The sequence below is a fragment of the Pseudomonas sp. FP2294 genome (genome assembly GCF_030687625.1).
GTDB lineage: Bacteria > Pseudomonadota > Gammaproteobacteria > Pseudomonadales > Pseudomonadaceae > Aquipseudomonas > Aquipseudomonas shahriarae.
On sequence record NZ_CP117441.1, the window covers coordinates 2,270,611 to 2,296,833 of the forward strand.

The window sequence follows — 26,223 nt, forward strand, 5'->3', positions numbered from 1 at the left end:
TGATGAGAAACAGGAAAAACTGATGAACAAGACTGCCCCCTTCAAACGCGTACTGTTGTTGAGCCTGGCCCTGAGCGGTGTGGCCCAGGCCGACCAGACGGTCCTGATCGGCCTGGCCGGGCCCTTGACCGGCCCGTCGGCGCGGATCGGCAAAGACCTGGAAAACGGTGCGCAACTGGCCATTGACCAGGCCAACGCCAAGCATCCGAAAATCAACGGCGAAGCGGTCACGTACAAACTGGTCTCCGAAGACGACCAGTCCGACCCACGCACCGCCGTCACCGTGGCCCAGCGCCTGGTGGACGAAGGCGTAGTCGGCGTGGTCGGTCACTGGAACACCGGCACCAGCATCCCGGCCGCGCGGGTCTACCATGACGCCGGGATTGCCCAAGTCGCGCCAGTGGCCACCGGTCACGCCTATACCCAGCAAGGTTTCGACACCAGTTTCCGGATCATGGGCCATGACGATGACGGCGGCCAGGTCGCCGGCGACTACGCGCTCAAGACCCTCAAGGCGCAGCGTATCGCCGTGATCGACGACCGCACCGCATTCGGCCAGGGCCTGGCGGACCAGTTCGTCAAATCCATCGAGGCCGGTGGCGCCAAGGTGGTTGCCCGTGAATACGTGGACGACAAGACCATCGACTTCAGTGCGGTGCTGACCAATATCCGTGGGCAAAACCCCGACCTGATCTTCTTTGGCGGCGTCGACTCCCAGGCTGCACCGCTGGCCCGACGCATCAAGCAGTTGGGGATCAAGGCTCCGTTGATGGGCGCGGGCGGCTTTGTCAGCCAGACCTTCCTGCAACTGGCGCAGAACGAAGGCGAGGGCGTAATCGCCCTGGAGCCGGGCCTGGCCGTGGCACAGATGCCGGGTGGCAAGGCCTTTGAAGACGCCTACAAGGCGCGTTTCAAGAGCAATATCGAGCTGCATGCGCCGTTTGCCTATGACGGTGTCGGCGTGCTGATCGCCGCCATCGAACAGGCCAACTCCACCGACTCGCAGAAGTACCTGCCGGTCCTACGCGCCATCAGCTATCCGGGCGTGACCGGGACCCTCGCGTTCGATGCCCAGGGCAATCTACAGAACCCGTCGTTCACCGTTTACCAGGTCAAGGCCAATCAATGGCAGCCGGTAAGCGTGGCTGGCGGCAAAAAGTAACGCGCTGGATCTAAGCGTAGGAGCGTCCCAAGTGGGAGCTGTCTCACCCGGCGAGACAGCTCCCCCATGTGGAGCACCAACATTGGATCTTCGTAGCCATTTGAATGAGGCACGCAATGAGCAAACTCGAAGGTGAACTGGGCATCCTGGCCCGCCGGCGCATCGAAGCCGAGATCATCAAGCCGATCTACGAAATCCTCGTGCGCGAGCAGGGCAAGGCCTTTGCCGCAGCGGTGATTGGCGAAGCGGTGGGCAACGCCGCGATCCAGGCCGGCAAGCATTTTGCCGCCCAGGAAGAGCAGGGCGCCGACCTCAAGAGCTTCGTTGAGCTGCAAGTGCTGTGGGAAAAGGACGACGCGCTGAAAGTCGAGATCATCGCCAGCGACGCCGAGCATTACGACTATGACGTCAAGCGCTGCCGCTATGCCGAGATGTACCATGAGATGGGCCTGGGCGAGATCGGCCACCTGTTGTCGTGCAACCGCGACGAGCTGTTTATCGTCGGCTACAACCCCAATATTGAATTGACGCGCACCCAGACCATCATGGGCGGCGCGCCAAGCTGTGACTTCCGCTACCACGCCAAGCCCCGGGAGCCGCGCTCGTGAGCGCCCTGGCCCGGGTCAACGGCGAGCGCCTGTGGGACTCGCTGATGGAAATGGCGCAGATCGGCGGCACGCCCAAGGGCGGCGTCTCGCGCCTGGCCCTGACCGACGAAGACCGGCGCGGCCGCGACCTGTTCGTGGCCTGGTGCACGGCGGCCGGGTGCAGCATCCGTGTGGACGCCATGGGCAATATCTTCGCCCGCCGCGCCGGCCGGCATGAGCACCTGGCCCCGGTGCTGACCGGCTCCCACGGTGACTCACAACCGGCGGGCGGCAAGTTCGATGGCATCTACGGCGTACTCGCCGGCCTGGAAGTGCTGCGCACCTTGAACGACCTGGGCATCGAGACCGACCGGCCGATCGAGGTGGTCAACTGGACCAACGAAGAAGGCTCGCGTTTTGCCCCGGCGATGATTGCTTCGGGGGTGTATGCCGGGGTGTTCGACCTGGAGTACGGCTTGTCCCGCGAAGACAAGGCCGGTGTAAGCATCGGCCAGGCACTGCAACAGATCGGCTACGCCGGCCCGCACCCCGTGGGCGGCCAGGCGGTGCATGCGGCGTATGAACTGCATATCGAGCAAGGCCCGATCCTTGAGGCCCAGGACCTGACCATCGGTGTGGTCACCGGCGCCCAGGGCCAGCGTTGGTATGAAGTCGAGCTGAGCGGGCGCAGTGCCCATGCCGGCACCACGCCCATGGATCACCGCCTGGATGCACTGCTGGGTTTTGCCCGGGTGGTGGAGGCGGTCAACCAGATCGGCCTGGCCCAAGGCGCCGAAGGGCGGGCAACGGTGGGCATGGCCAATATCTTCCCCAACTCGCGCAACGTGGTGCCGGGGCGGGTGTTTTTCAGCGTCGAGTTCCGCCATCCCGATGAAGCGGTGCTGGCCGTGCAGGATCAGCAACTGCACGCAGCAGTGGCGCGCATCGCCGAAGGGATTGGCTTGCAGGCCAGCGTCAAGCAGATCTTCCAGTACGCACCGATTGCCTTCGACAAAGACTGCGTGGACGTGGTGCAGGCTGCGGCCGAGGCCTTGGGCTATAGCCATCGGCGCATGATTTCCGGAGCCGGGCATGATGCCTGCTACCTGAACCAGGTCGCGCCGACGGCGATGATTTTTGTGCCGTGTGTGGATGGCTTGAGCCATAACGAGGCGGAAGAGATCCACCCGCACTGGTCCACAGCGGGGGCGGATGTGTTGTTGCAGGCGATTCTGGCTTCGTCAGGCGAATAGGCTGAAGACCTGATCCCACATTCAACCTGTGGGGTCTTGCCCTTACTCCCGCACAAACAGCCTGCTCATCAGTTGCAACAGGCGATCATCCGCGCCAGCGGCGCCAATCACCTGCAACCCCACCGGCATGCCCCTCACGTGCCCCACCGGCAGGCTGAGCGCGGGGAGGCCGGTGAGGTTCCAGGCACTGGTATAGCTGAGCACGGCGGCGCGTACATCAATGTCCCGTTCGCCCACCCGCACCTCGCGTGCATTCACCTCAGTCGCGGTAATCGGCACGCTGGGCGAAACCAGCAAGTCATAGTGCTCGAACAGACGCGCCATCGCCGCTTTGTACTGCGCCTGGCTGGCCTGTGCGCGAATGTATTGCCAGCCTCTGACTTCCTCCGATACCTCAAGACGCTCGCGTACCTCCTGTTCAAACTTATGCGGCGCATCCCGCATGCGTTCGGCATGCACCTCGAAGGCCTCGGCACGTTGCAGTATCAGCAGGGTGTCTTTCATGCCCGCCGCCAGGTGGTGCAGTTCGTCGGTCTCCTGCAGTGCGTCGCCAAACAGCTGCTGCGCCGCCCCATAGACCTGCTGATGCACGTCGGCGTCGACCGGGCCGAAGCTGGGGCAAGTCATCCAGCCAACCCGCAGCGGCTGCGGGTGGGTTGCAGGCGTACCGGCGCGTCCGGCCAACACCTCGAACAACAGGCGCGCATCTTCGACATGGTTGGCGATGGGGCCTACGTGGTCGAGGCTCGATGACAGCGGGAACACCCCGTCCACCGGCACGCAGGCAAACGAGGGCTTGAAGCCGACCGTGCCGCACAAGGCCGAAGGGATCCGGATCGAGCCGCCGGTGTCGGTACCCAGGGCCAGCGGTACCATGCCGCTGGCCACCGCCGCGGCACTGCCGGCGCTGGAGCCGCCAGTGATGCAACGGGCATCCCACGGGTTGCGTGCAGCACCTTGCAACGAGCGGTCGCCGGTCGGGCCGTAGGCGAATTCGTGGGTCAGGGTCTTGCCGATAATCACCGCCCCGGCTTCGCGCACCCGCTGTACGCACAGGGCATCGCGGTCCGGCTGGAAACCCTCGAAATGCGCGGAGCCGTAGGTGGTGATGTAGTCAAACGTGTCGATGTTGTCTTTGACCGCGACCGGTATGCCGTGCAGTGGGCCCAGGTCCAGGCCTTGGGCCAACAGCGCGTCGGCCTTGCGCGCCTGGGCCAGGGCGACGCAGGCATCGACTTGAACGAACGCATTTAATCGCGGATTCAAGCGCTCGATGCTGTCCAGGGCGGCTTGCGTCAGCTCGACACTGGTCACGCTGCCAGCCCGCAGGCGCTCGGCCAGCGTGATGATCGACTGACCGCAAAAATATCCAGCGTGGGTAGGCTTCACCAGGCTCATATAAACAACTCCATCAAACAGCTGCGGGTACAGAGGGTGGGGCGACCTGGCGACCGCCTGGGCGCACCATCAGCATTGCGCTCATGCCCAGCGCCGTGGCCACTGCGGCGGCCACGAACATCGACGAATAGCCGTAATGCACGGTCAGGTAGCCCGTGAGCATCGGGGCGATAAACGAAGCGGTGTTGGCGATAAAGTGCGTCATGCCGCTGTAGGCGCCAACCCGATTGGACGGCGCAGTGTCGATCACCACGGCCCAGTAGACGGAGTTGGGCAGGGCGTTTAAGGCGTTGGCCAACGTCATCAAGGCAATCACGCCCCAGACGGTCTGGGCCTGGGACACCATGATGAAACACAGGGTTGTCAGCAGCAGGCAGGTCGCGGCCAGCCAACTGCGGGCGACTTTCAGGTTGCCGGTGCGGCGCAGCAGCCAGTCCGATATTTTGCCGCCCTGCAGCACGGTGAAGCAGGCGCCGGTCCAGGGGATCATGCCCATGTACCACAGCGACGACAGGTTGTAGTGGAACTCATCCTGCAGGTACTTGGGGGTCCAGGTCAGCAGCAGGAACGTCACGTACACAAACGAGAAGTAACCGATGGCATTGAGCAGCAGGTCCTTGTTCTTGAAGAAGTGCCAGACCGGCGCGACGCTGGTGGTGGGGGTCGAGGCATTGGCGGCTTCGGCGCGCTCTTTACGCAGGAAGTCGAGTTCGGCCTTGGATACCCGCGGGTTTTCATCCGGGGTGTTGGTGAAACGGGTCATGAAATAGATCAGCAGCGCCAGACTGGCCACGCCCAGCACCACGAACATGCTGCGCCAGCTGCCGGTCAGGGTTTGCAGGCCCACGGCCACTGGTGCGGTGAGCAGTGCCCCCAAGGGGGTGCTGAGCAGGCCGACCGAAACCACAAAACCGCGCTCCTTGGGCGTGGCCCAATTGGCCACGCTCTTGTTGATCACCGAGTACGCCGGACCTTCGGCAAACCCGAACATCACGCGGATCGTGGCGAAACCGGCCATGGCCGAGCCGCCGAGGAACGCCAGCCCGAAGTCACCGGCAAAGGCCGTGGCAATTTCAAAGATCGACCACGTGGCGCCGGCGATCAGCCAGATGCGCTTGGCACCAAAACGGTCGGCCAGAATGCCACCGACCAATGCCCCCAGGATGTAGCCGTAGCCGAAGTATCCCAGCACGTTGCCCCAGTCGGCCTTGTCGAAACCGTACTCGGGCAGAATGCTCGCCGACGCATAGGCAATCGCGCCGCGGTCGATGTAGTTGAGCAGTGCCATCAGCATGATCAGGAAGAAAATCTGGTAGCGGAAAGACGGGATAGCGGGGCTGTTCATAAGGATCTGACTCTTCAAAATGATGGCAGAAGTCAAAAAGTCGGCCGCGTCCGGCGTATTTTTTATTGTTTGCCCAAACGTTTGGGTTGGCGAAATGTAAGGCTCGTAAAAATTTTAGTCAAACGTTTGGGTAAAAATTTACCTGCGGCTGCGACACGCCCGTTCGGGTAGAATCTGCGCGCTAAATATCAGACAGTTGGAAGCCTCTCCACCATGCCGAGCCCATCTCGCCCTGCCACCCTGAAATCCATGGCGACCGCACTGGGTGTGCATGTGTCCACGGTGTCCCGGGTACTCAATGGCGACCCGGCCGGGGTCGAGCGAGCGGCCTCGGCCGAAGTGGTGGCGCGCATTCGTGCATTGGCCAAAGAGCTGGATTACCGGCCGAACACCCAGGCATCGAGCCTGAAGTTGCGCAAAAGCCAGGAAATCTGTGTGCTCATGCCCAGGCTCACCGACCTGGTGATGGCGACCATTTATGACAGCATCGACAGTGCCGCCGAACAGGCCGGCTACCTCACCTTCGTTTCCAATACCGACGACCAGCAGCCACGCCAGATGGCGCGTGCCGAGCACGCCTTGCGCCGCTCGGTGGCCGGGCTGATCGTCGGCGACTCCCATGTGGGCGAAAGCCAGCCGCTGCTCGACCTGTTGGCGCGCAAGCACATCCCCTACGTGTTGGTCAGCCGGCAGATTGCCGGGCATCTGGCGGCGTGCAGTGACGATGAGTTGGGCGGTTGGTTGGCGGCCGAGCACTTGTACCAATTGGGCTGTCGCGATGTGGCCATTCTGGCGGGTGAGCGGCACGCCTCGACCGGGGCGGATCGCACCCGTGGGTTTACCCGCTACTTTCGTGAGCAAGGCATCACGCTACGCCCGGAGTGGACGCTCAATGGTCCTTTTGACAGCCTGACCGGGCATCGCCAGGGCGAGTATCTGCTGAGCCTGAACCCACGGCCCCAGGCGTTTTTTGCGGTCAATGACTTCCTGGCCATCGGCCTGATGGGTGCTGCGCGTGACAAGGGCTTGATGCCGGGCAAGGACATTGCCGTGGTGGGCTTCAATGACATACCGCTGGCCAACGAACTGATGGTTCCCCTGACCAGCGTGCGCCTGCCCTTGGCAGAGATGGGCCGCCATGCGGTTGAACTGCTGCTCAAGCGCATCGAGGGCGAGGCTGTCGAGTCGATCAAGGTGGCGCCGCAGCTGCAGGTGCGTGCGAGTTCGTCTTTGTTGCGCTGACGTCAAAAATGTGGGAGCGGGCTTGCCCGCGATAGCGGTGGTCCAGTCTCTCTCATTGATGACAGGTACACCGCCATCGCAGGCAAGCCAGCTCCCACATTTGATGGGTGGTGTGGCCAAAACGCTGTGCCCGGCCAAGATCCCCTGTGGGAGCGGGCTTGCTCGCGAAGGCGGTGGTTCAGTCACTGAATTTATCGACTGACACACTGCCTTCGCGAGCAAGCCCGCTCCCACAGGGGGATTGTGGACGGTCAAAAGCCGCGGTATTCAATCAGCGAAAAAACTCCCCTGGCGTCGCATCAAACTGCTGGCGAAACGCTGCGATAAACGCCGAAACCGATTCATACCCACAGCCCAGCGCTACATCCGTCACCCGTTCCCCGCGTTCCAGGTCGGGCAGGGCGCTGAGCAGTCGCAGCCGTTGGCGCCAGGCGCGATAGGTCAGGCCGGTATCGCGCAAGAACAACCGGCTCAAGGTTTTCTCACTGACCCCCAACTTCTGGCTCCACTGCCCCAGGGTGGTTGCCTGTTCCGGGTGCAGGCTCAAGCTGCGATAGATCTGTCGCAGCCGGCTGTCCACAGGCAGGGGCAGCATCAGGTCAACCTGCGGCGCGGCGGCCAACTGGTCCAGCAGCACCAGGGCCAGGCGCCCGTCCGGGCCGTCTTCGGCATATTCCACCGGCAGTTCGCTGAAACGGCGGATCAACTCGCGCAGCAGGTCGCTTACCGCCAGGACCTGGCAACGTTCCACGGCCCAGCTCGTCACGCTGCAGTCCAGGTACAGGCTGCGCATTTCGGTGTGGGGCGAGCTGAACACGCGGTGGGGCACCCCCGCCGGGATCCACACCGCGCGCTGCGGCGGGGCGACAAAGCGCCCGGCACTGGTGTGGATCTCCAGCACCCCGCAAATCGCATACGACAACTGCACCCACGGGTGGCTATGGCGACGGGTCAGGGCGCGGTTGGGCAGGGATTCGGTGCGGCCATACACCGGGCGCGGCAGGCTGGCGAGCCCGGGGATGCTGCGGCGAACGGCCTTTTCATGTCCTTTAGGCGGCATTTACTGGCTCATTGGCGTTAGTCGGTAGGCAGCCGTTACGTTAGAGTCGCCACGACGCCCTGGCAACCCCTGGAAGAACAGCTAATGAAACGCCCCCGGTTTTTACCTGATAACTTCACCCTGATCCTGATTGCCACGGTGGTCCTCGCCTCCTTGTTGCCGGTCAGCGGCCAGGCCGCCGTGGCGTTTGGCTGGGTGACTAACCTGGCCATCGCGCTGCTGTTTTTCCTGCATGGCGCCAAGCTGTCGCGCCAGGCCATCGTCGCCGGTGCCGGGCACTGGCGATTGCATTTGCTGGTGTTCAGCCTGACCTTCGTGCTGTTCCCGCTGCTGGGCCTGGCGCTCAAGCCGCTGTTGTCGCCGATGATCGGCAAAGACCTGTACATGGGCATGCTCTACTTATGCGCGCTACCGGCCACGGTGCAGTCCGCGATTGCCTTCACTTCCCTGGCGCGGGGCAATATCCCGGCGGCGATTTGCAGCGCGGCGGCGTCCAGCCTGTTCGGTATTTTCCTTACGCCGTTGCTGGTGGCCTTGTTGCTCAATGTGCATGGCGACGGCGGCTCCACGGTGGATGCGATTCTCAAGATCAGCGTGCAATTGCTGCTGCCGTTTATTGCCGGGCAGATCGCCCGACGCTGGATCGGTGCGTGGGTGGGGCGCAATAAAAACTGGCTGAAATTCGTCGATCAGGGTTCGATCCTGCTGGTGGTCTACGGCGCCTTCAGCGAGGCGGTCAACGAAGGCATCTGGCACCAGATCCCCCTGTGGGAGCTGGGCGGCCTGGTGGTGGCCTGCTGCATCCTGCTGGCGCTGGTGCTGATGGCTTCCGCGCTCTTGGGCAAGGCGTTCGGTTTTAACCAGGAAGACCGCATCACCATCCTGTTCTGCGGCTCGAAAAAAAGCCTGGCCACCGGGGTGCCAATGGCCCAGGTGTTGTTTGCCGGCAGCACCATGGGCGTGCTGATCCTGCCGCTGATGCTGTTCCACCAGATCCAGTTGATGGTCTGCGCGGTACTGGCCCAGCGCTATGCCAAGCGCCCGGAGTCGATTCCCGAGATCATGGCGCAAGTCGATCCCTGAGCCATCGTGTTACTATTTTTCGGCGCCGCTCAAGGGCAGGCATCGGGCCGTCAGGATCGGCGCGCAACTGAGTAAAACGACCTGTCGATGAGTACTTCCACCGCCACACCTCAAGCCAACTGGCAGCCGGTCATCGCCCTTGCGCTGGCGGCCTTTGTGTTCAACACCACTGAGTTCGTCCCGGTCGGCCTGCTCAGTGCCATCGGCGCCAGCTTCGACATGCCGATCGCCCGGGTCGGCCTGATGCTCACCATCTATGCCTGGGTGGTGTCATTGACGTCGCTGCCGGTGATGTTGCTGACCCGCAACGTCGAGCGGCGCAAGTTGCTGATTGTGCTGTTCGGCATGTTTATCGCCAGCCATATCCTCTCCAGCGTGGCCAACAGTTTTGGCTTGTTGATGGTCAGTCGCATCGGCATTGCCTTGTCCCATGCGCTGTTCTGGTCGATCACCGCCTCCCTGGCGGTACGCCTGGCGCCGCCGGGCAAGCAGGTGCAGGCGCTGGGCTTATTGGCCACGGGCACCTCACTGGCGATGGTCCTGGGCATTCCTTTGGGCCGTCTGCTGGGCGAGGCCATGGGCTGGCGCACCACCTTTATTGTGATCGCCGGATTCGCCGCTGTGCTGGTGTTCTGGCTGGCGCGCACCTTGCCGCTGTTGCCGAGCCAGAACTCCGGCTCGCTGCGCAGCCTGCCGATGCTGTTCAAGCGCCCGGCGCTGGTGGCGCTGTACGTGTTGACGGCCATGGTGGTCACGGCCCAGTTCACCGCCTATAGCTATATCGAACCCTTCGTCGAACGCGTCGCGGGCCTGGGGGGCAATGCGGTGACCCTGGTGCTGCTGGTGTTTGGCGGGGCGGGGATCATGGGGTCGTTACTGTTCAGCTTGCTGCACCGTTTCAACCCTTACCGCTTTTTGCTGGTGGCCGTGTCGGTGCTGGCGCTGTGCCTGGGGCTGTTGTTGCCGTTGAGTGGTGACGTTTCGTACCTGGTGGTGCTGAGCGTGTTCTGGGGCATGGCGATCATGGCTTTTGGCTTGGCGCTGCAGTCCAAGGTCCTGGTGCTGGCACCGGACGCGACCGATGTGGCGATGGCGATGTTTTCCGGGATCTACAACATCGGCATCGGCGGCGGCGCGCTGCTGGGCAGTTGGGTCGGCGGGCATTTTGGCTTTGCCTGGATCGGCGCGGCGGGGGGCTTGCTGGCGGTGGCGGCGCTGGGGTTGTACTGCCTGTCGATTTATCGGTTTGGGCAGGGCGGACCACGGGAATAAGGTGAACGGCGTTCGCAGCAGCGGCCAGCTCGCCAGCGATGGCGTCCACAGGAACGCCATCGCTGTGTCAGCCCATCAGAACTGCGGCGTGTACTTCACACTGAACATCACATTGCGCGGATCGCCGTAGAAGTTGTTGCCATTCAACTGGTTGTACCCGGAGGCGTAGTAGGTCTTGTCGAACAGGTTGTTGGCATTGACCGCCAAGCCCACCTCCGGCGTCATCTGATACGCCAGCCGCGCGTTCCAGACCGTGTAGCCCGCCACGTCATAGTTGTACTCATACCCCAGGGTATGGCTCTGGGTGGTAAAGCCCAACCCGGCGCTGACCTTGCTCCAGTCGCCACTGAACTGGTAGTCGCCCCACACCCGCAACATATGCTTGGGCGTCCACTGGCTGAATACCTTGCCCTTGTTATCCCGGTCCTCAAGGTACTTGGTGGTGTTGTAGGTATAGCCGGCAAACAGTTGCAGGCCGCTCAACACTTCACCGCTGATTTCAGCTTCCAGGCCCTGGCTGCGGACTTTGCCTGAGCTGGTGGCGCAGTAACTGTTGCCGCAGGCAGGGACTTCGCCCAGCGCGAAGTCGGTGATCGCACGGTTTTCCTGGTCGTAGCGGAACAGCGCCAGGGAGGTATTGACCCGCCCGTCCAGCAGTTCGCCCTTGAGCCCGACTTCGTAGTTGCTGCCAATCACCGGCTTGACCACCGCACCGCTGAGGTTACGCTGGGTCTGTGGCTCGAACACGTCGGTGTAGCTGGCGTACACCGCCCACTCGCGGCTCAGGTCGTAGACGATCCCGGCGTAGGGCGTGACTTCGCCGGTTTCGTTGGTGGTGCTGGGGTCGTTGACGGTGGTGGCGTGGGTCACCGCCGCGATGCCCGAGGAGGTATAGCTGTAGTCATACCAACTGACACGGGCGCCGAGTACCAGGGTCAACGGGTCGATGGGCTTGACGCGCCAACTGCCATACAGGCCTTTTTGGCGGATGTCGTATTTGCTCGGTGTTGCACTGCCGCCGGGGGTGTTCATCAGACCCTCGTAGCTGATTTCGGGGCGGTTGTTGTCGATGTCGAAGATGTTGTCGGTGCTTTTATTGAAGGTCCGGGCAATGATGTCGTTGGACGTGTATTTGGAATAGTTGCCGCCCAGCGTAATTTCCTGGGCCATGGACAGTGCTTCGAAACGCCCGGTGAGGTGGGTGTCCAGGCCGATCTTGGTGCCGTCGAAATCGGTGTACCAATCGGCATAGGTCAACCCGGTGCCGTCGGCGTTGATGCCGTTGCCGGTACTCTGCACGCGCTGGTGGGTGGAGGTGTTTTCTTCGCTCATGCGCACCGCGCCGACCTTGAACTTCCAGTCGTCGTTGAAGCGATGCTCCAGGTCGGCATACAGGGTGGTGACGTCGATCTGCGAGTGGTTCCAGCGCGAGCCGCTGAAGGTGGAGCGTGACAGGTCAATCGACTTGCCCGTGCTGTAGCGCGGCAGGCCCCGCAGCATCGGCCGGGATTCGGCATTGGTGCGGCTGACGGCCAGGCCCAGGGTGGTGTCTTCCTGCAGGTCGAAGTCCAGGGCGCCGTACAGCGAGTGGGTCTTGCTCCATTCGTAGTCGATGAACGAATCGCTCTGGTCTTCGTCGGCCACCATCCGCCCACGGATCGTGCCGCTCTGGTTCAGCGGGCCGCCGGCGTCCAGTTGCAGGCCGTAGTGGTCCCAACTGCCGGCCTTGGCGGTAAGGGCCACGGTGGGTGCCGTCTGCCCGCGCTTGCGTACCAGGTTGATTGCGCCACCGGGGCTGCCGGTGCCCTGCAGCAGGCCGGAGGCGCCGCGCAGTACTTCCAGGCGGTCGAAGAAAATCATGTCCTGGGTCGCCCAGTTGCCCAGGGCGTAGGTATTGCGCGGGATCGGCACGCCGTCGTACTGCCAGTCGTCGATCTGGAAGCCGCGGGAGGTGATGATCATGCCTTTGCCCACGCCTTGCACGCCCACCAGGCCGGTGGTGTGGTTGACGGCGTCCTTGAGGTCGACCAGGTCCTGGTCATCCATTTGCTTGCGGGTCATCACCGTGATCGACTGGGGGATTTCCTTGAGGGTGTGGGTGCCCTTGCCGATTGTCACCGCGCGTGCGGCGTAGGAACCGCTGCCTTCGGTGGTGGTGGGGTCGATGCTGTGCTCGACAATCGAGGTCACGCCCAATTGCAGCGCGCTGCCCGTGTCGGTGGCAGGCTCGACGCTGAAATTACCTTGCTCGGTGATGCGCAACTGCAAGCCGCTGCCCGACAACGCACGGTCCATGGCCTGTTCGGCCGGCATCTGGCCAATCACGGCATTGGCCTGCTTGCCCTGCACCAGCACCGGGTCCAGGGACACAATGCGCCCGCTCTGGCTGGCAATGGCGTTCAGCGTTTGCGCCAGCGGGCCGGCCGGCAGGTTGAAAGACAGGCTTTGCGCCTGCACCAGGGCAGGGCTCGCCAGGGTTGCCAGGGCAACGGCGACAGAAAGGGCGTGGGGCCAAGGGTTGAGCACAGCATTCTCCTGAAGGTGTGGACGTGTCAGGAGATAGGTGGGACGAAAAATGAAAACCGGACACAAATAAGAGTTATTTGCATAAAAAATGTTGCCCGGGTTATTTGGCGCGAATCAGGGTCAGCCACGGGCTGTAGTGATCGACCCGGATCGGCAGGGTTTCGGCCAGGGCGCCGAAGGCGCGGTGCGGGTCGTTGAGGGGGAACACCCCCTGCACGCGCAAGTCGCGCACCTGAGGATCGACGCGCACAAAACCACGGCTGTACGGGCGCAGGGCGTTGACCACCTGTTCCAGGGAGTCGTCCAGCACACTCAGGTGCCCGGCGAGCCAGTCGGCCCGGAAGCCTTGGTTGCCGGCCAGCGGCTCGATCCGATCGGCCTGCAGCATTACGGCTTGGCCCTCCAGCACGGTGCGCTGCACGCCGTTGCGCAGGGTCGCCTGCACCGAGTGTTCCAGCACCACCAGCCGTGTAGCCTGCGGCTCCTGGCTCACCAGGAAGCGCGTGCCGAGGGCCTGGATGCTGCCCTGGGCAGTGCGCACGCGCAGCGGCCGTTGCGCATCGGCTGCCACCTGAATCACCAGTTCGCCGTGGCGCAGGATGATCAGGCGCTGGTGTTGGTCGAATTGCACATCCACCGCGCTCTGCGCATTCAGGCTCAGGCGGCTGCCATCGGCCAGGGTGAATGTCTGGCGCTGGCCGCGCGCGGTGTGCAGGTCTGCCAACAGGTTGTCGCCCAGCGGGCTGCGCGCCGCCAGCCATAGGCCGCCGCCCAGCAGTCCCAGGCCGCCGATGGCGCGCAGCACGTCACGCCGCGAACCATGGGGCTGCAACAGCACTTGCCGCGCTTCACCGGGCAGGCGTTTTTCGAGGGTGCGCAGGGTGTTCCACGAGCCGCCCAGGCGCTCCTGCAAACGGGCCCAGGCCTGGGCGTGAGCCGGGTCCAGGGCCAGCCAGGCATTGAAGCGTTCCTGCATCCGCGCATCCGGTTTGCCGGCGCGCAGGCGCACCATCCAGTCGATGGCCTGCTCGCTGACCGGGTCCAGGCGCGCCTTGCTCACGGGGCCAGCTCGGCCAGGTAGCACTGGCGCAGGGCCTGTTTCATGTAGCGGCTGACGGTGCGCTCGGACAACTGCAACTTGCGCGCAATCGCCACGTAGCTCATGCCGTCCAGCTGGCTATAAAGGAACGTGGCCTTGACGATCAGCGGCAAGCCGTCGAGGGCACGGTCAATCGCCACCAGGGCCTGGATCAGTTGCAATTGGTCTTCGGGGGAGGGCGCCAAGGCTTCGGGGGCAGCGGCCAGGCGCTCCAGGTAGGCGGTTTCCAGACGGCTGCGGCGGTAACGATCAAAAATCAGCCGGCGTGCAATGGTCGAGAGATAGGCCCGGGGTTGCTCGATGCTGTCGGGGTCGACCCGGGCGGCGAGCATCTGGCAGAAGGTATCGGCGGCGGTGTCTTCGGCATCGGCATGGTTACGCACGCGATGCTGGATATGTTGCAGCAGCCAACGGTGATGGTCGTTGAAAAAGAAGCCCAGCTTGCGGATTGGAGGTGACTGCACGGGTCGACTTTCTCAGGGTGGTATTGTGAATCGTTCTCAATACTACCTTTTGTGCGAGGGGGGGTGCAACAACCGGTAATTGTAGGAGCGAGCTCGCTCCTACATAAAACGGCATTCCAGCTCTACAGGGCCGGTTGTGCGCAGCCATCCAGCGCCTGGTCGACCAGCAGCTGCACGCCTTCGAGCATCCGGCAAAGGCCCAGCGCCACGCTGCGGTGCGTACCGTCGACTTCAAAGGCCAGGTGCGTGGCGATCACGTTGATCGACGCCAGGTCTTGCGAGGCATTGATCAGCAGGGTTTCGGCGTCCAGGTCGGTGCGCACGGTAAATAATGCTGCTGACGCCGGGTCGCTGGGTTGAGCGGTTGGGGTGGGGGGCTCGGGGTGCAGATAGTGGTTGATCGCACGATACGCCGCATCGCGCAGAAGACTGGCATCGTAGCTGGGTGGGGGGTTGGGGCTGTGTTTGATCATGGTGAAGCTCCTGGTAGGTGGAGCTGCCACCGTTCGCGGTCAAACGAGTAGGGTGGCAGCTGTACGCGGGTTGACCGACCGGAAACCAGTGATTCCGGCATACCCGAAGGTATCCCGCGCACAGCTGCCGCGACACGATACATCAGACATAAGAAAAACGCCTGAAATAGGTCTGGGGTGCTGTAGCGTACTGGTTTGGTCGGACGGTCAAATCCGGTCGCTGATTTGGCAGCGGCAACGGGAAGGTTAGTCAGCACCTTTCCGAGGGACAACCTGAAACGGATGTAGGAAGCATCTGGTGCGCCAGCGTTAAGGCACGCAGATCCCGCAAACACCGATAAACCCTGTGGGAGTTGTCGAGCTTTAGCGAGGCTACGATAGCGGTGGGTCAGCCAGCATCAATACCAGCAATCCCGCCGCCATCGCAGCCTCGCTGGGGCTCGACAGCTCCCACATTAATTTGGGCCAGTTGGCATTGCGTGTTCGCTGTAGGACGCCAGCATTAAGGTGTGCAGATCCCACAAACACCGACAAACCTTGTGGGAGTTGTCGAGCTTTAGCGAGGCTACGATAGCGGTGGGTCAGCCAACATCAATGCCAGCAATACTGCCGCCATCGCAGCCTCGCTGGGGCTCGACAGCTCCCACATTAATTTGGGCCAGCTGGCATAACGAGTTCGCTGTAGGACGCCCACGTTAAGGTGCGCAGATCCTGCAAACACCGATAAACCCTGTGGGAGGTGTCGAGCTTTAGCGAGGCTACGATAGCGGTTGGTCAGCCAATATCAATGCCAGCAGTACCGCCGCCATCGCAGCCTCGCTGGGGCTCGACAGCTCCCACATTAATTTGTGCCAGATTGCATTGCGTGTTCGCTGTAGGACGCCCGCGTTAAGGTGCGAAGATCCTGTAAACACCGATAAACCCTGTGGGAGTTGTCGAGCTTTAGCGAGGCTACGATAGCGGTGGGTCAGCCAACATCAATGCCAGCAATACTGCCGCCATCGCAGCCTCGCTGGGGCTCGACAGCTCCCACATTGTTTTGGGCCAGATGGCATTGCGTGTTCGCTGTAGGACGCCCACGTTAAGGTGCGCAGATCCCGCAAACACTGATAACCCCTGTGGGAGCTGGCTTGCCTGCGATAGCTTAGGCACTGGCAACATTGATATCCGCCCATGCAACGATCCGGGCAATGTTTTTGATCGCTCCCACAGGACGTGGGAGCGATCCGTCGATCAAGACGCTATCAGGCGATAGCATCCCAGGCGCGGTCGCCTTTTTCGTCCTTGATACGGGTCGGCAGGCCCATCACGTCCAGTGCCTTGAGGAACGGCTCGGCTGGCAGTTCTTCAACGTTGGCCATGCGTTGCACGTCCCACTCGCCACGGGCCACCAGCAGCGCAGCGGCTACCGGTGGTACGCCGGCGGTGTAGGAGATGCCCTGGCTTTCGGTTTCGGCAAAGGCGTCTTCGTGGTCGGCCACGTTGTAGATGAACAGCTCGCGTGGCTGGCCATCCTTGGTGCCCTTGACCAGGTCGCCGATGCAGGTCTTGCCGGTGTAGCCCGGTGCCAGCGAGGACGGGTCAGGCAGCACGGCCTTGACCAGTTTCAAAGGCACCACTTCCAGGCCTTCGGCGGTGGTGACCGGTTTCTCGGAGAGCAGGCCGAGGTTGTTCAGTACGGTGAACACATTGATGTAGTGTTCGCCAAAGCTCATCCAGAACCGCACGTTGGGCACGTCGAGGTTTTTCGACAACGAGTGCACTTCATCGTGGCCGGTCAGGTACAGGTTCTGTGAACCCACTACCGGCAGGTCGTCGGTACGTTTTACTTCGAACATGGTGTTGCTGGTCCACTGGCTGTTCTGCCAGCTCCACACCTGCCCGGTGAATTCGCGGAAGTTGATTTCCGGGTCGAAATTGGTGGCGAAATATTTGCCGTGGCTGCCGGCATTGACGTCGAGAATGTCGATCGAATCAATGCGGTCAAAATGCTGTTGTTGCGCCAGCGCCGCATAGGCGTTGACCACTCCTGGGTCAAAACCCACACCGAGGATCGCAGTGATGTTCTTCTGCTTGCATTCCTCCAGGTGGTTCCACTCGTAGTTGCCGTACCACGGCGGGGTCTCGCAGACCTTGCCCGGCTCTTCGTGGATGGCGGTGTCGAGGTAAGCCACGCCGGTATCGATGCAGGCACGCAGTACCGACATGTTGAGGAAGGCGGAGCCGACGTTGATGACGATCTGCGATTCGGTTTCGCGGATCAGTGCCTTGGTCGCTTCCACGTCCAGGGCGTTCAGGGCAAAGGCCTGGATCTGCGCGGGTACCTTGAGGCTACCCTTGGCCTTGACGCTGTCGATGATGGCCTGGCATTTGGAGATGTTGCGCGACGCGATAGCAATACGACCGAGTTCGTCGTTGTGCTGCGCGCACTTGTGGGCCACCACCTTGGCGACACCTCCTGCACCAATGATAAGAACGTTCTTTTTCAATTGCTTTATCTCTCCTTTATCTGTCCGCTTTACGAAAGGCTGGACAGGTAGTCGTCGTAACCAAATTCACGAACCACTTCGACTGTACCGTCGAGTTGTTTCACTACGATGGACGGCATTTTCAGGCCGTTGAACCAGTTTTTCTTGACCATGGTGTAGCCTGCCGTGTCGATGAACGACAGTCGATCGCCGATGGCCAGCGGCTGATCAAATTGATATTCGCCGAAGATATCACCGGCCAGGCACGACTTGCCGCACACCATGTAGGTGTGTTCGCCATCGCTCGGCGCCAGTTTGGCATTGAGGCGATAGATCAGCAGGTCCAGCAGGTGGGCTTCGATGGAGCTGTCGACCACGGCGAGGTTTTTGCCGTTGTACAGGGTGTCGAGTACGGTCACTTCCAGGGAGGCGCTGTTGGTGATCGCTGCTTCGCCGGGTTCCAGGTATACCTGCACGTCGTACTTCTGCGAGAACGCCTTGAGGCGCTGGCAGAACGCGTCGATGGCATAGCCTTCGCCGGTAAAGTGGATGCCGCCGCCGAGGCTGACCCAGTTGACCTTGTGCAGCAGTGCGCCGAAACGTTCTTCGATGGTGTTCAGCATCTGGTCGAACAGGTTGAAGTCACCGTTCTCGCAGTTGTTGTGGAACATGAAGCCGGAGATCTGCTCGATCACGCCTTCGATCTTCACCGGATCCCACTCGCCCAGACGGCTGAAGGGGCGCGCCGGGTCAGCCAGCAGGTAATCGGAGCTGCTCACTTGCGGGTTGACGCGCAGGCCGCGGGTCTTGCCCTCGCTGCGCTCGGCAAAGCGCTGCAGCTGGCTGATGGAGTTGAAGATGATCTTGTCGCAGTTGTCGAGCATCTCCTCGATCTCATCGTCGGCCCAGGCCACGCTATAGGCGTGGGCTTCACCTTCGAACTTCTGGCGACCGAGCTTGAGCTCGTACAGCGACGAGGACGTGGTGCCGTCCATGTATTCCTGCATCAGGTCGAACACCGACCAGGTGGCAAAGCACTTGAGCGCCAGCAGCGCCTTGGCGCCGGACTGCTCGCGCACGTAGGCGATCTTCTGCATGTTGACCAGAAGCTTCTGTTTGTCGATGAGGTAATACGGGGTTTTGATCATTTTTCAGAGCCTGCGGCGGAGCCTGCCAAAAAAGGACAGGCATTGTGCCCGCACTTGCTCAGGATCGAAAGGTTAGTCAGCGGAATTTGCAGGCTTGGGCCTACAGGCCACTCAGGTATTGGTCAGCAAATGGGTCCATAACCCTGTGGCCAGGCGGTCAGGCAGTGGTTTAGTCGCCAGGCGCACGCTTGATCGTCACGCGTAAACTCTTGTCATGGCCCCAGTGGAACCTATAGCGCCGAATTACGACGTAATGGGAAATACATCGCTGCTGGAGCTACGACTTTGACTGTCCAACTGAACGCTCACTTATCTGTCTATCCACCGGACTACCTGCCCAACGAGAACGCCGATCAAACTGCCAAGGGGGAGGTTGCTGCGTCTTCCAGGCAAAAGCGTGGGGTGGCGTCAGCTTCGGCGTTATGGCCACAACACTCAGTCATAAGAATTTCCCTGATGGGCATGAGTAAAGCGCAAGAAGAGTTTACCAAAGCCAACATCAACAAATGGGCGCCTCACGTCAATCTGCACTTTGAGTTCACTGACGCCGCCGACGGGGATATCCGGATTGCCGCAGACAACGATATTTCCGGTGGGCATTCGTACTTGGGTACCCGCTCGCTCTATGTACCGCCCGACAAACCTACAATGGTCATCGGCCTCAAGGGTGGGCCGAATGCTTATAACGCCGGTACGATCCAGCATGAGTTCGGTCATGTTTTGGGGTTGCAACATGAACATCAGCACGAAAACAATGATTTGGATATCAATTGGTCCGAAGTCAAGAAAACCTACATGGATAAAGGTGGGGAGAAAGAACTAAAAGCGAATTTTGGGCCGTTGGTTTCCGATGTTGTGTCATCTGACTATGATCGTAAATCCATCATGCATTATGGTTTCAATTCATCCTGGCTCAACAGTGGAGATGCTATTGGGGACAACAATGAGCTCTCCGAGGGTGATATCAACTTTGTCCGCTCGCTCTATCCACCCGAGGTCAAGAAAAAACCAGTTTCTGCCAGTTGGTGGGACTTCCGTCACGTTCAGCCGTCTCCATAAAACGCCTGGGGCAGGTCGATCATGAGCGATATTCGTGATCATCTACAGTAAAATGAGTTTGTCTCATTATGACCCGCTGCCGACAATAGCTCCCATACCAACACATTGGAGTTTTTGTCATGGCTGTCGCTCATTCCCTTGGATTTCCGCGCATTGGACGCGATCGTGAACTGAAAAAAGCGCAGGAAGCGTTTTGGAAGGGTGAGCTGGACGAAGCCGGTCTGCGCGCCGTCGGCCGTGAATTGCGGAAGACCCACTGGGACTTGCAGAAACAGGCCGGCATCGAGTTGCTGCCGGCTGGGGATTTTGCCTGGTACGACCAGGTGCTGACCCACTCGCTGATGTTTGGTGTGATCCCCGAGCGTTTCCGCCCGGCTGACGGGCATGCCACCCTCAAGACCCTGTTTGCCATGGCCCGTGGCGTCAGCGACAGCTGCTGCGGCGGTGCCCACGCCCAGGAAATGACCAAGTGGTTCGACACCAACTACCACTACCTGGTGCCTGAATTCAGCGCGGACCAGCAGTTCCACCTGGGCTGGGACCAATTGTTCGAAGAAGTCCAGGAGGCCCGCGACCTGGGGCACACCGTCAAGCCGGTGGTGATCGGGCCGCTGACGTACCTGTGGCTGGGCAAGGCCAAGGGCGGTGACTTCGACAAGCTCGACCTGCTCGACCGCCTGCTGCCGCTGTACGGGCAGATCTTCCAGCGCCTGGCGGACCTGGGCGTGGAATGGGTGCAGATCGACGAGCCGATCCTGGTGCTGGATCTGCCCCAGGACTGGAAAAACGCGTTTGAACGCGCCTACAACCTGATCCAGCGTGACCCGCTGAAAAAACTGGTCGCCACTTACTTTGGCGGGCTCGAAGAAAACCTCGGCCTGGCGGCCAACTTGCCGGTCGATGGCCTGCACATTGACCTGGTGCGTGCACCTGACCAGTACCCGACGATTCTCGACCGTCTGCCGGCCTATAAGGTGCTGTCCTTGGGGGTGGTCAACGGGCGGAACGTCTGGCGCTGCGACCTGGAAAATGCCCTGGCTACCTTGCAGCACGCCCATGAACGCCTGGGTGATCGCCTGTGGGTGGCGCCGTCCTGTTCGCTGCTGCACAGCCCGGTGGATCTGGGGCGTGAAGACAAGCTCGACGCCGAGCTGAAAAGCTGGCTGGCCTTCGCCGTACAAAAGTGTGAAGAAGTCGCGGTGCTGACCCAGGCCATCAACCAGCCCGAAGCGCCGAAGGTGCTTGCTGCCTTGGCCCAAAGCCGCGCCGTGCAAGCGGCCCGCGGGGCCTCGCCGCGTATCCACAAGCCGGCGGTCCAGGCCCGCGTGGCGGCTATCACCGCCAAGGACAGCCAGCGCCAGTCGCGGTTTGCCCAGCGCATCGCCCAGCAGCGCGCCGGCCTCGACTTGCCGCTGTTCCCGACCACCACCATAGGTTCGTTCCCGCAGACCGCGTCGATCCGCCTGGCGCGCCAGTCGTTCAAGGCCGGCAAGTTAAGCGAAGCCGAATATGTCGAGGCGATGCACAGCGAGATCAAGCACGCCGTTGAAGTGCAGGAAAACCTTGGCCTGGACGTGCTGGTGCACGGTGAAGCCGAACGTAACGACATGGTCGAGTACTTTGCCGAACAGTTGGACGGCTATGTATTTACCCGCTTTGGCTGGGTGCAGAGCTATGGCTCTCGCTGCGTGAAACCGGCGGTGATCTTCGGCGACCTGAGCCGCCCGAAAGCCATGACCGTGGAGTGGATCCGCTACGCCCAAGGCCTGACCGACAAGGTCATGAAGGGCATGCTGACCGGCCCGGTGACCATGCTGATGTGGTCATTCCCCCGCGAAGACGTGAGCCGCGAAGTGCAGGCCCGGCAACTGGCGCTGGCGATCCGTGACGAAGTGGTGGACCTGGAAGCGGCGGGCATCAAGATCGTACAGATTGATGAAGCGGCGTTCCGTGAAGGCCTTCCCCTGCGCCGGGCCCAGTGGCAGCACTACCTGGACTGGGCCACCGAAGTGTTCCGCCTGTGCGCCTCGGGTGTGCGTGACGCAACCCAGATCCATACCCATATGTGCTACAGCGAATTCAACGACGTGATCGAGTCCATCGCGGCGATGGATGCCGACGTGATCACCATCGAGACTTCCCGTTCGGACATGGAACTGCTGGATGCGTTCGAAGCCTTCGCTTACCCGAACGACATCGGCCCGGGGGTCTACGACATCCACTCACCCCGGGTGCCCGACGCCTCGGAAATGGCCAACCTGCTGCGCAAAGCCGCCCAGCGCATCCCGGCCGAGCGCCTATGGGTCAACCCCGACTGCGGCCTGAAGACCCGCGCCTGGCCGGAGACGGAAGCGGCGTTGATTCACATGGTTACAGCTGCCCGGCAATTGCGCGCTGAATGGGCGTAACTGCGGCTGACACAAATCCCATTGTGGGAGCGGGCTTGCCCGCGATAGCGGCAGTTCAGTCACTACTTCTGACAACTGACCCACCGCCATCGCAGGCAAGCCAGCTCCCACATTTGAATTGTGGCGGTACTCAAATTCTCTACCACACGCAGACCCCCCTGTGGGAGCGGGCTTGCCCGCGATAGCGGCAGTCCAGTCACTACTTCTGACAACTGACCCACCGCCATCGCAGGCAAGCCAGCTCCCACATTTGATTTGTGGCGGCACCAAAACTCTCTGCCACGCGCAGACCCCCCTGTGGGAGCGGGCTTGCCCGCGATAGTGGCAGCCCAGTCACCACTTCTGGCAACTGACCCACCGCCATCGCAGGCAAGCCAGCTCCCACATTTGATTTGTGGCGATACCCAAATTCTCTACCACGCGCGGATCCCCTGTGGGAGCGGGCTTGCCCGCGATAGCGGCAGCCCAGTCACCACTTCTGACAACTGACCCACCGCCATCCCAGGCAAACCAGTTCCCACATGTGGATCTTTGTGCTCAGAGGTATTTGAGCCACGCTATATCCCGCCGCCGGGCCTTCAACCGGGCAAACCAGCGGACGGGCAGGTACAACGCCAGCGGCAGTAACAACGCCACCAGCCACACCGCCCCCACGCTGTCGAACCCAAAGTGCGTCCCCTGATTCAGGCCAAACAGCGCCACACCCATCACGTACAACACCTTCAGCACATACAGGTGCAGCAGGTAGAAGAACATCGGCGCCGCGCCGAACACCGCCAGTATGTCGATCCAGCGCCGCTGCCCGGCGCGTTCAAAGGCCAGCAGCAACACCAGCCCCACGCCCAGGGTCAGCGCCAGGAACAGCAATGACGGCGGATACTTGGTGATGTTGAAGAAGCTCATCCAGGTCTGCACCGGACTGTCATAGTTGTGCCACGGCGCCTCACCGTAACCATTGATCGCGCGCAGCACCCCAAAGCCCACCAGCGCGCAAATGCCCGCCAGCAACAGATACCGCTGACGCCGCGCCGCCGGCATCGCCCCGGAAAACCACGGGCCGAGGCTGTAACCCAGGGCAATCACCCCGATCCACGGCAACACCGGGTAGGTCGTGCGCAGGCGCAGGGTGTCGCTCACCTCGATCCAGCTGCGCTCATGCAGGATCGTCCAGGAAATATGCCACGCCGACCCCGCCGCGAAATGCACGCCATCGAGCAGGTTATGCCCGCCAATGATCACCAGCGCCAGGCCGATCAGCAGCGGGCGGGGCAGCCACACCAGCGCGGCGAGGGCGATCATGCTCACGCCGATGGCCCAGATCACCTGCATATAGATCACGCTGGGGGGCAGTTGGAAGGTCCAGGCGAAGTTCACCAGGGTAAATTCCAGCACCACCAGGAACAGCCCGCGCTTGAACAGAAACGCCGCAACATCGCCACGGCCTTGGTACTTTTCGCCGTACAGATACGCCGACAAGCCGGTCAGCAACACAAACACCGGCGCACACAAGTGGGCCAGGGTGCGGCTGATAAACAGCGCCGGCTCCGTGCTGTCGATGTTCATCGGGTCACTGACCTGGCGGTGCAGCAGGAACGTCTCGCGCACGTGGTCGAGCAACATGAACAGGATCACCAGGCCGCGCAGGGCGTCGATGGAGAGCAGACGTTGGCGTAAACGGGCAGCGGGAACAGCGTCGGTCATGGTGCAGGGTCGCCGGCGGGAATGTAGGGGCGGTTATCTTATAACATTGGTCGGCAGCTGTGGATTTCTCAGTCGGAATCGGGCCCTGCAAGTGCTAGGGTAGGGCGCAGACTTTGACCACCCTGGAGTGACTTATGAGCGTCCCCGTTGATATCAAGGCTGTCGTGCAATTCTGGACGGCGGCGGGCCCATCACGCTGGTTCAAGAAAGATCCACAGTTCGATGCCGAGTTTGGCGCCCGCTTCCACGAGGCGCACTTCCAGGCAGCCAGGGGCGAACTGGAACACTGGATGGACGAGCCCGAAGGCGCGCTGGCGCTGCTGATCCTGCTCGATCAATACCCGCGCAATACCTTCCGGGGTACCGCCCATATGTTCGCGACCGATCCACTGGCCAGGGCTTATGCCGCACGTATGATCGACGCCGGGATGGATCGGCTGATTGATCCGGCATTGCGGGCGTTTTGCTATTTGCCTTTCGAACATTCCGAAAGCCCTGAGGACCAACAACGGTCTTTGGCCTTGAACAAGCAGCTCGACGCCAGTACCTATCACTGGGCCAAGGAACACGCCGAGATCATCGAGCGATTCGGTCGCTTTCCGCACCGCAACGCGGCGTTGGGCCGGGTGACGACTGAGCAGGAGCAGGCGTTCCTCACGGGCGGCGGATTTTCTGGCTAGTATTCCTCGCGGGAATGGGCCGATAAAAAAGCGACATTGTATTTATCGCCGCACATCTCGTAGCGTGGCTGCTCACCCAAGGAGATGCCACCGTGACTGACCTGCCGATGCGCTTATACGTCGATGCCCTGTTCACCAGCCCGTATGCAATGTCGGTGTTTGTGACCCTGCGGGAAAAAGGCCTACCGTTCGAGGTGCGCCCCCTCGACCTTGACGCGCTGGAGCAGCAGTCTCCGGTCTTTACCGGGCTGTCCGTGACCCAGCGGGTGCCGACCCTGGAGCAGGCTGGGTTTGCCTTGTCCGAGTCGTCGGCGATTACCGAGTACCTGGAGGATGTGTTCCCGCAGGTGCCGGTGTACCCCAGGGAGCCGCGCCAACGTGCGCGGGCACGGCAGATTCAGGCATGGTTGCGCAGCGACCTGCTGGCGATCCGCCAGGAACGCTCCACACTGGTGGTGTTTTGCGGGGTCCAGTATGGCCCGTTATCAACCCAGGCCCAGATGGCGGCCGACAAGCTGATTGCGGCGGCGCAGCAATGGTTGGCCGAGGGCGACGACTACCTGTTTGGCCAATGGTCGATTGCCGATGTGGACCTGGCCGTGATGCTCAACCGGCTGATCCTCAATGGCGATCCGGTGCCCGCGCGGTTGGTGGCATATGCCCAGCGTCAGTGGCAGCGGCCATCGGTACAGGCCTGGGTCAACCAGGCACGTCCGGCGTTGTAGCGCCCAGCGGCCATTCCTGCGCGACTCGGCGGTCGAGGTCTTCCCAGTCTTCCATGCCGAGCACCCGGGTGGTGTTCAGGCCGCGTATGTAGCCGCGCAACTGCTGGGCGGCGGCGCTGGCCTGATCGGCATCGGCAGTCGGGTCCTGCAGGACGTTTTCGTACTCGATCAAATAGTCGGCAACGCGCTCGCGATACTCTGGCAGGACGGCGTTGCGGATGCGATCAAAGGTCTTCTGATGGGGTTTCATGGAGAGGTCCTTCTTATAGATTTTATTGTGTGCCGGTGTCGCAACCGTCAGTGTGGCATGGCTTCGCGGCTGAAAGCCTCCACTGCGGACACCAGGCCCTTGGCGGCCAGCACCACCAGTTCAGCACCTTTCTCAGGCGTTGCCAGGGCCGGGTCGGAACCCATCCGACCATCCGGGTGGCGGGCGCGGAAATCCTGGGCCTCGCGGATCGGGCCGGAAGACGCGATCTGTGGTGAATAGTCGGCGGTCTTGATCAAGTCCGGATAAGCCCATTGGGTAATCGCAATCTCGGAAGGGGTGGCATGGGTGCCATGCCCCGTCGGGAACTGCGCGCGCGCCAGTTCGCCAACACCTTCCAGGTCCCACCAGTTGCACAGCTTCAAGGCAAAGCCGGCAGGGCGACGGGCGAAGCTGGCCTCGGCGTACAGTTCGGAAAAGGCGGCTTCGATGGTGGCGATATTGCCGCCGTGGCCATTGAGAAACAGGATTTTCTCGAAGCCGTGGGCCGCCAGGGAGCGGGTCCAGTCACCGATGGCGGCGATAAACGTCGACGGGCGCAGGGAGATGGTGCCGGGGAACCCAAGGTGATGCTGGGCCATGCCGATATTGAAGGTCGGGCCGACCAGGATATCGGCGTCTTTTTGCGCGTGATGGGCAATGATTTCCGGGCACATCCAATCGGTGCCCAACAGGCCGGTAGGGCCATGTTGTTCATTGGAACCGATAGGAATCACCACGGTGCGGCTACGGTCGAGAAATTGGCTTATCTCGATCCACGTTGACTGGTGCAAAAGCATTGGAGGTTCTCTCTCTGGTCAGG

At 61.7% G+C, this 26,223-nt stretch carries 22 protein-coding genes; 10 read left to right on the forward strand and 12 right to left on the reverse strand.

Annotated elements, in window-relative coordinates; all coding sequences use genetic code 11:
- Nucleotides 1-22: 22 nt before the first annotated feature.
- The 3 genes from PSH73_RS10015 to PSH73_RS10025 all read left to right on the forward strand — a co-directional run bounded on the left by PSH73_RS10015 (nucleotide 23) and on the right by PSH73_RS10025 (nucleotide 3,002).
- Complete coding sequence (locus PSH73_RS10015) at nucleotides 23-1,162, forward strand: branched-chain amino acid ABC transporter substrate-binding protein (RefSeq protein WP_057959882.1); 1,140 nt, start codon at nucleotides 23-25, stop codon at nucleotides 1,160-1,162.
- A gap of 116 nt (nucleotides 1,163-1,278) precedes the next feature.
- Nucleotides 1,279-1,770 carry an L-2-amino-thiazoline-4-carboxylic acid hydrolase gene (locus PSH73_RS10020; RefSeq protein WP_057438692.1) on the forward strand — a complete coding sequence of 164 codons (492 nt, stop codon included), beginning with the start codon at nucleotides 1,279-1,281 and terminating at the stop codon, nucleotides 1,768-1,770.
- Entirely contained in the window at nucleotides 1,767-3,002 is a 1,236-nt protein-coding gene (locus tag PSH73_RS10025) for a Zn-dependent hydrolase (RefSeq protein WP_076964775.1), read from the forward strand. Before PSH73_RS10020 ends, PSH73_RS10025 begins: the two co-directional genes overlap by 4 nt.
- A gap of 42 nt (nucleotides 3,003-3,044) precedes the next feature.
- Here PSH73_RS10025 and PSH73_RS10030 read toward each other — a convergent pair whose 3' ends face one another.
- Together PSH73_RS10030 and PSH73_RS10035 are read right to left on the reverse strand one after the other, a co-directional pair.
- Nucleotides 3,045-4,400 (reverse strand): amidase, encoded by a 1,356-nt coding sequence (locus PSH73_RS10030; RefSeq protein WP_305462383.1) that lies wholly within the window; start codon nucleotides 4,398-4,400, stop codon nucleotides 3,045-3,047.
- A gap of 13 nt (nucleotides 4,401-4,413) precedes the next feature.
- The gene (locus tag PSH73_RS10035; RefSeq protein ID WP_305462385.1) at nucleotides 4,414-5,745 is read right to left on the reverse strand and encodes an MFS transporter; all 1,332 of its coding nucleotides are present in this window, start codon (nucleotides 5,743-5,745) and stop codon (nucleotides 4,414-4,416) included.
- Nucleotides 5,746-5,958: 213 nt separating this feature from the next.
- Here PSH73_RS10035 and PSH73_RS10040 point away from each other — a divergent pair, with 213 nt between their 5' ends.
- Complete coding sequence (locus PSH73_RS10040; protein ID WP_115127995.1) at nucleotides 5,959-6,987, forward strand: LacI family DNA-binding transcriptional regulator; 1,029 nt, start codon at nucleotides 5,959-5,961, stop codon at nucleotides 6,985-6,987.
- A 271-nt stretch (nucleotides 6,988-7,258) separates the two neighbouring features.
- Here PSH73_RS10040 and PSH73_RS10045 read toward each other — a convergent pair whose 3' ends face one another.
- Entirely contained in the window at nucleotides 7,259-8,047 is a 789-nt protein-coding gene (locus tag PSH73_RS10045) for a helix-turn-helix transcriptional regulator (RefSeq protein WP_115127996.1), read from the reverse strand.
- A gap of 84 nt (nucleotides 8,048-8,131) precedes the next feature.
- Between PSH73_RS10045 and PSH73_RS10050 the strand changes: the two genes are divergently transcribed.
- The gene (locus PSH73_RS10050) at nucleotides 8,132-9,130 is read left to right on the forward strand and encodes a bile acid:sodium symporter family protein (RefSeq protein WP_076964780.1); all 999 of its coding nucleotides are present in this window, start codon (nucleotides 8,132-8,134) and stop codon (nucleotides 9,128-9,130) included.
- A gap of 87 nt (nucleotides 9,131-9,217) precedes the next feature.
- Nucleotides 9,218-10,402, forward strand: coding sequence for a sugar transporter (locus PSH73_RS10055; RefSeq protein WP_198800206.1), 1,185 nt, complete (start codon nucleotides 9,218-9,220; stop codon nucleotides 10,400-10,402).
- 75 nt (nucleotides 10,403-10,477) lie between these two features.
- Here the strand turns inward: PSH73_RS10055 and PSH73_RS10060 are convergent, their stop codons facing one another.
- The 6 genes from PSH73_RS10060 to PSH73_RS10085 all read right to left on the reverse strand — a co-directional run bounded on the left by PSH73_RS10060 (nucleotide 10,478) and on the right by PSH73_RS10085 (nucleotide 18,580).
- A complete protein-coding gene (locus tag PSH73_RS10060; RefSeq protein WP_120732579.1) occupies nucleotides 10,478-12,928 on the reverse strand; it encodes a TonB-dependent receptor in 2,451 nt (816 codons plus the stop codon).
- Nucleotides 12,929-13,028: 100 nt separating this feature from the next.
- Nucleotides 13,029-13,988 carry a FecR domain-containing protein gene (locus PSH73_RS10065; protein WP_271043963.1) on the reverse strand — a complete coding sequence of 320 codons (960 nt, stop codon included), beginning with the start codon at nucleotides 13,986-13,988 and terminating at the stop codon, nucleotides 13,029-13,031.
- Complete coding sequence (locus PSH73_RS10070) at nucleotides 13,985-14,491, reverse strand: sigma-70 family RNA polymerase sigma factor (RefSeq protein ID WP_057438686.1); 507 nt, start codon at nucleotides 14,489-14,491, stop codon at nucleotides 13,985-13,987. The genes PSH73_RS10065 and PSH73_RS10070 overlap by 4 nt, the downstream gene beginning before the upstream one ends.
- Nucleotides 14,492-14,613: 122 nt before the next feature.
- Nucleotides 14,614-14,964 (reverse strand): DUF6124 family protein, encoded by a 351-nt coding sequence (locus PSH73_RS10075; protein ID WP_305462393.1) that lies wholly within the window; start codon nucleotides 14,962-14,964, stop codon nucleotides 14,614-14,616.
- Nucleotides 14,965-16,208: 1,244 nt separating this feature from the next.
- A complete protein-coding gene (locus PSH73_RS10080; RefSeq protein WP_057438684.1) occupies nucleotides 16,209-17,453 on the reverse strand; it encodes a saccharopine dehydrogenase family protein in 1,245 nt (414 codons plus the stop codon).
- A gap of 29 nt (nucleotides 17,454-17,482) precedes the next feature.
- Nucleotides 17,483-18,580 carry a carboxynorspermidine decarboxylase gene (locus tag PSH73_RS10085; RefSeq protein WP_057438683.1) on the reverse strand — a complete coding sequence of 366 codons (1,098 nt, stop codon included), beginning with the start codon at nucleotides 18,578-18,580 and terminating at the stop codon, nucleotides 17,483-17,485.
- Nucleotides 18,581-18,865: 285 nt separating this feature from the next.
- On the opposite strand from PSH73_RS10085, the gene PSH73_RS10090 reads away from it, so the two are divergent.
- Both PSH73_RS10090 and metE read left to right on the forward strand, forming a co-directional pair.
- Nucleotides 18,866-19,639, forward strand: coding sequence for a M12 family metallopeptidase (locus PSH73_RS10090; protein ID WP_076964783.1), 774 nt, complete (start codon nucleotides 18,866-18,868; stop codon nucleotides 19,637-19,639).
- Between the two features lie 119 nt (nucleotides 19,640-19,758).
- Nucleotides 19,759-22,047: a 5-methyltetrahydropteroyltriglutamate--homocysteine S-methyltransferase gene (gene metE / locus PSH73_RS10095; protein WP_186626132.1), complete on the forward strand. Its 2,289-nt coding sequence runs from the start codon at nucleotides 19,759-19,761 to the stop codon at nucleotides 22,045-22,047.
- Between the two features lie 537 nt (nucleotides 22,048-22,584).
- On the opposite strand, the gene PSH73_RS10100 is transcribed toward metE, so the two are convergent.
- Nucleotides 22,585-23,748: a DUF1624 domain-containing protein gene (locus PSH73_RS10100; RefSeq protein WP_057959870.1), complete on the reverse strand. Its 1,164-nt coding sequence runs from the start codon at nucleotides 23,746-23,748 to the stop codon at nucleotides 22,585-22,587.
- A 134-nt stretch (nucleotides 23,749-23,882) separates the two neighbouring features.
- On the opposite strand from PSH73_RS10100, the gene PSH73_RS10105 reads away from it, so the two are divergent.
- Both PSH73_RS10105 and yfcF read left to right on the forward strand, forming a co-directional pair.
- Nucleotides 23,883-24,428, forward strand: a complete 546-nt coding sequence (locus PSH73_RS10105; RefSeq protein WP_120732583.1) for a DUF924 family protein — start codon at nucleotides 23,883-23,885, stop codon at nucleotides 24,426-24,428.
- 107 nt (nucleotides 24,429-24,535) lie between these two features.
- On the forward strand, nucleotides 24,536-25,153 hold the full coding sequence (yfcF, locus tag PSH73_RS10110; protein WP_178118167.1) for a glutathione transferase: 618 nt from the start codon (nucleotides 24,536-24,538) through the stop codon (nucleotides 25,151-25,153).
- Here yfcF and PSH73_RS10115 read toward each other — a convergent pair.
- Nucleotides 25,128-25,403 (reverse strand): hypothetical protein, encoded by a 276-nt coding sequence (locus PSH73_RS10115; protein ID WP_057438677.1) that lies wholly within the window; start codon nucleotides 25,401-25,403, stop codon nucleotides 25,128-25,130. The genes yfcF and PSH73_RS10115 overlap by 26 nt on opposite strands.
- 47 nt (nucleotides 25,404-25,450) lie before the next feature.
- Nucleotides 25,451-26,200, reverse strand: a complete 750-nt coding sequence (locus PSH73_RS10120; protein WP_057959867.1) for a creatininase family protein — start codon at nucleotides 26,198-26,200, stop codon at nucleotides 25,451-25,453.
- Nucleotides 26,201-26,223: the final 23 nt, after the last annotated feature.

Bases quoted from the DNA above. Each gene is read 5' to 3' on its own strand.
- PSH73_RS10015 (WP_057959882.1), top strand. From the start codon at position 23: ATGAACAAGACTGCCCCCTTCAAACGCGTACTGTTGTTGAGCCTGGCC.
- PSH73_RS10020 (WP_057438692.1), top strand. From the start codon at position 1,279: ATGAGCAAACTCGAAGGTGAACTGGGCATCCTGGCCCGCCGGCGCATC.
- PSH73_RS10030 (WP_305462383.1), bottom strand. From the start codon at position 4,400: ATGAGCCTGGTGAAGCCTACCCACGCTGGATATTTTTGCGGTCAGTCG.
- PSH73_RS10035 (WP_305462385.1), bottom strand. From the start codon at position 5,745: ATGAACAGCCCCGCTATCCCGTCTTTCCGCTACCAGATTTTCTTCCTG.
- PSH73_RS10040 (WP_115127995.1), top strand. From the start codon at position 5,959: ATGCCGAGCCCATCTCGCCCTGCCACCCTGAAATCCATGGCGACCGCA.
- PSH73_RS10045 (WP_115127996.1), bottom strand. From the start codon at position 8,047: ATGCCGCCTAAAGGACATGAAAAGGCCGTTCGCCGCAGCATCCCCGGG.
- PSH73_RS10050 (WP_076964780.1), top strand. From the start codon at position 8,132: ATGAAACGCCCCCGGTTTTTACCTGATAACTTCACCCTGATCCTGATT.
- PSH73_RS10055 (WP_198800206.1), top strand. From the start codon at position 9,218: ATGAGTACTTCCACCGCCACACCTCAAGCCAACTGGCAGCCGGTCATC.
- PSH73_RS10075 (WP_305462393.1), bottom strand. From the start codon at position 14,964: ATGATCAAACACAGCCCCAACCCCCCACCCAGCTACGATGCCAGTCTT.
- PSH73_RS10085 (WP_057438683.1), bottom strand. From the start codon at position 18,580: ATGATCAAAACCCCGTATTACCTCATCGACAAACAGAAGCTTCTGGTC.
- metE (WP_186626132.1), top strand. From the start codon at position 19,759: ATGGCTGTCGCTCATTCCCTTGGATTTCCGCGCATTGGACGCGATCGT.
- PSH73_RS10100 (WP_057959870.1), bottom strand. From the start codon at position 23,748: ATGACCGACGCTGTTCCCGCTGCCCGTTTACGCCAACGTCTGCTCTCC.
- PSH73_RS10105 (WP_120732583.1), top strand. From the start codon at position 23,883: ATGAGCGTCCCCGTTGATATCAAGGCTGTCGTGCAATTCTGGACGGCG.
- yfcF (WP_178118167.1), top strand. From the start codon at position 24,536: ATGCGCTTATACGTCGATGCCCTGTTCACCAGCCCGTATGCAATGTCG.
- PSH73_RS10115 (WP_057438677.1), bottom strand. From the start codon at position 25,403: ATGAAACCCCATCAGAAGACCTTTGATCGCATCCGCAACGCCGTCCTG.
- PSH73_RS10120 (WP_057959867.1), bottom strand. From the start codon at position 26,200: ATGCTTTTGCACCAGTCAACGTGGATCGAGATAAGCCAATTTCTCGAC.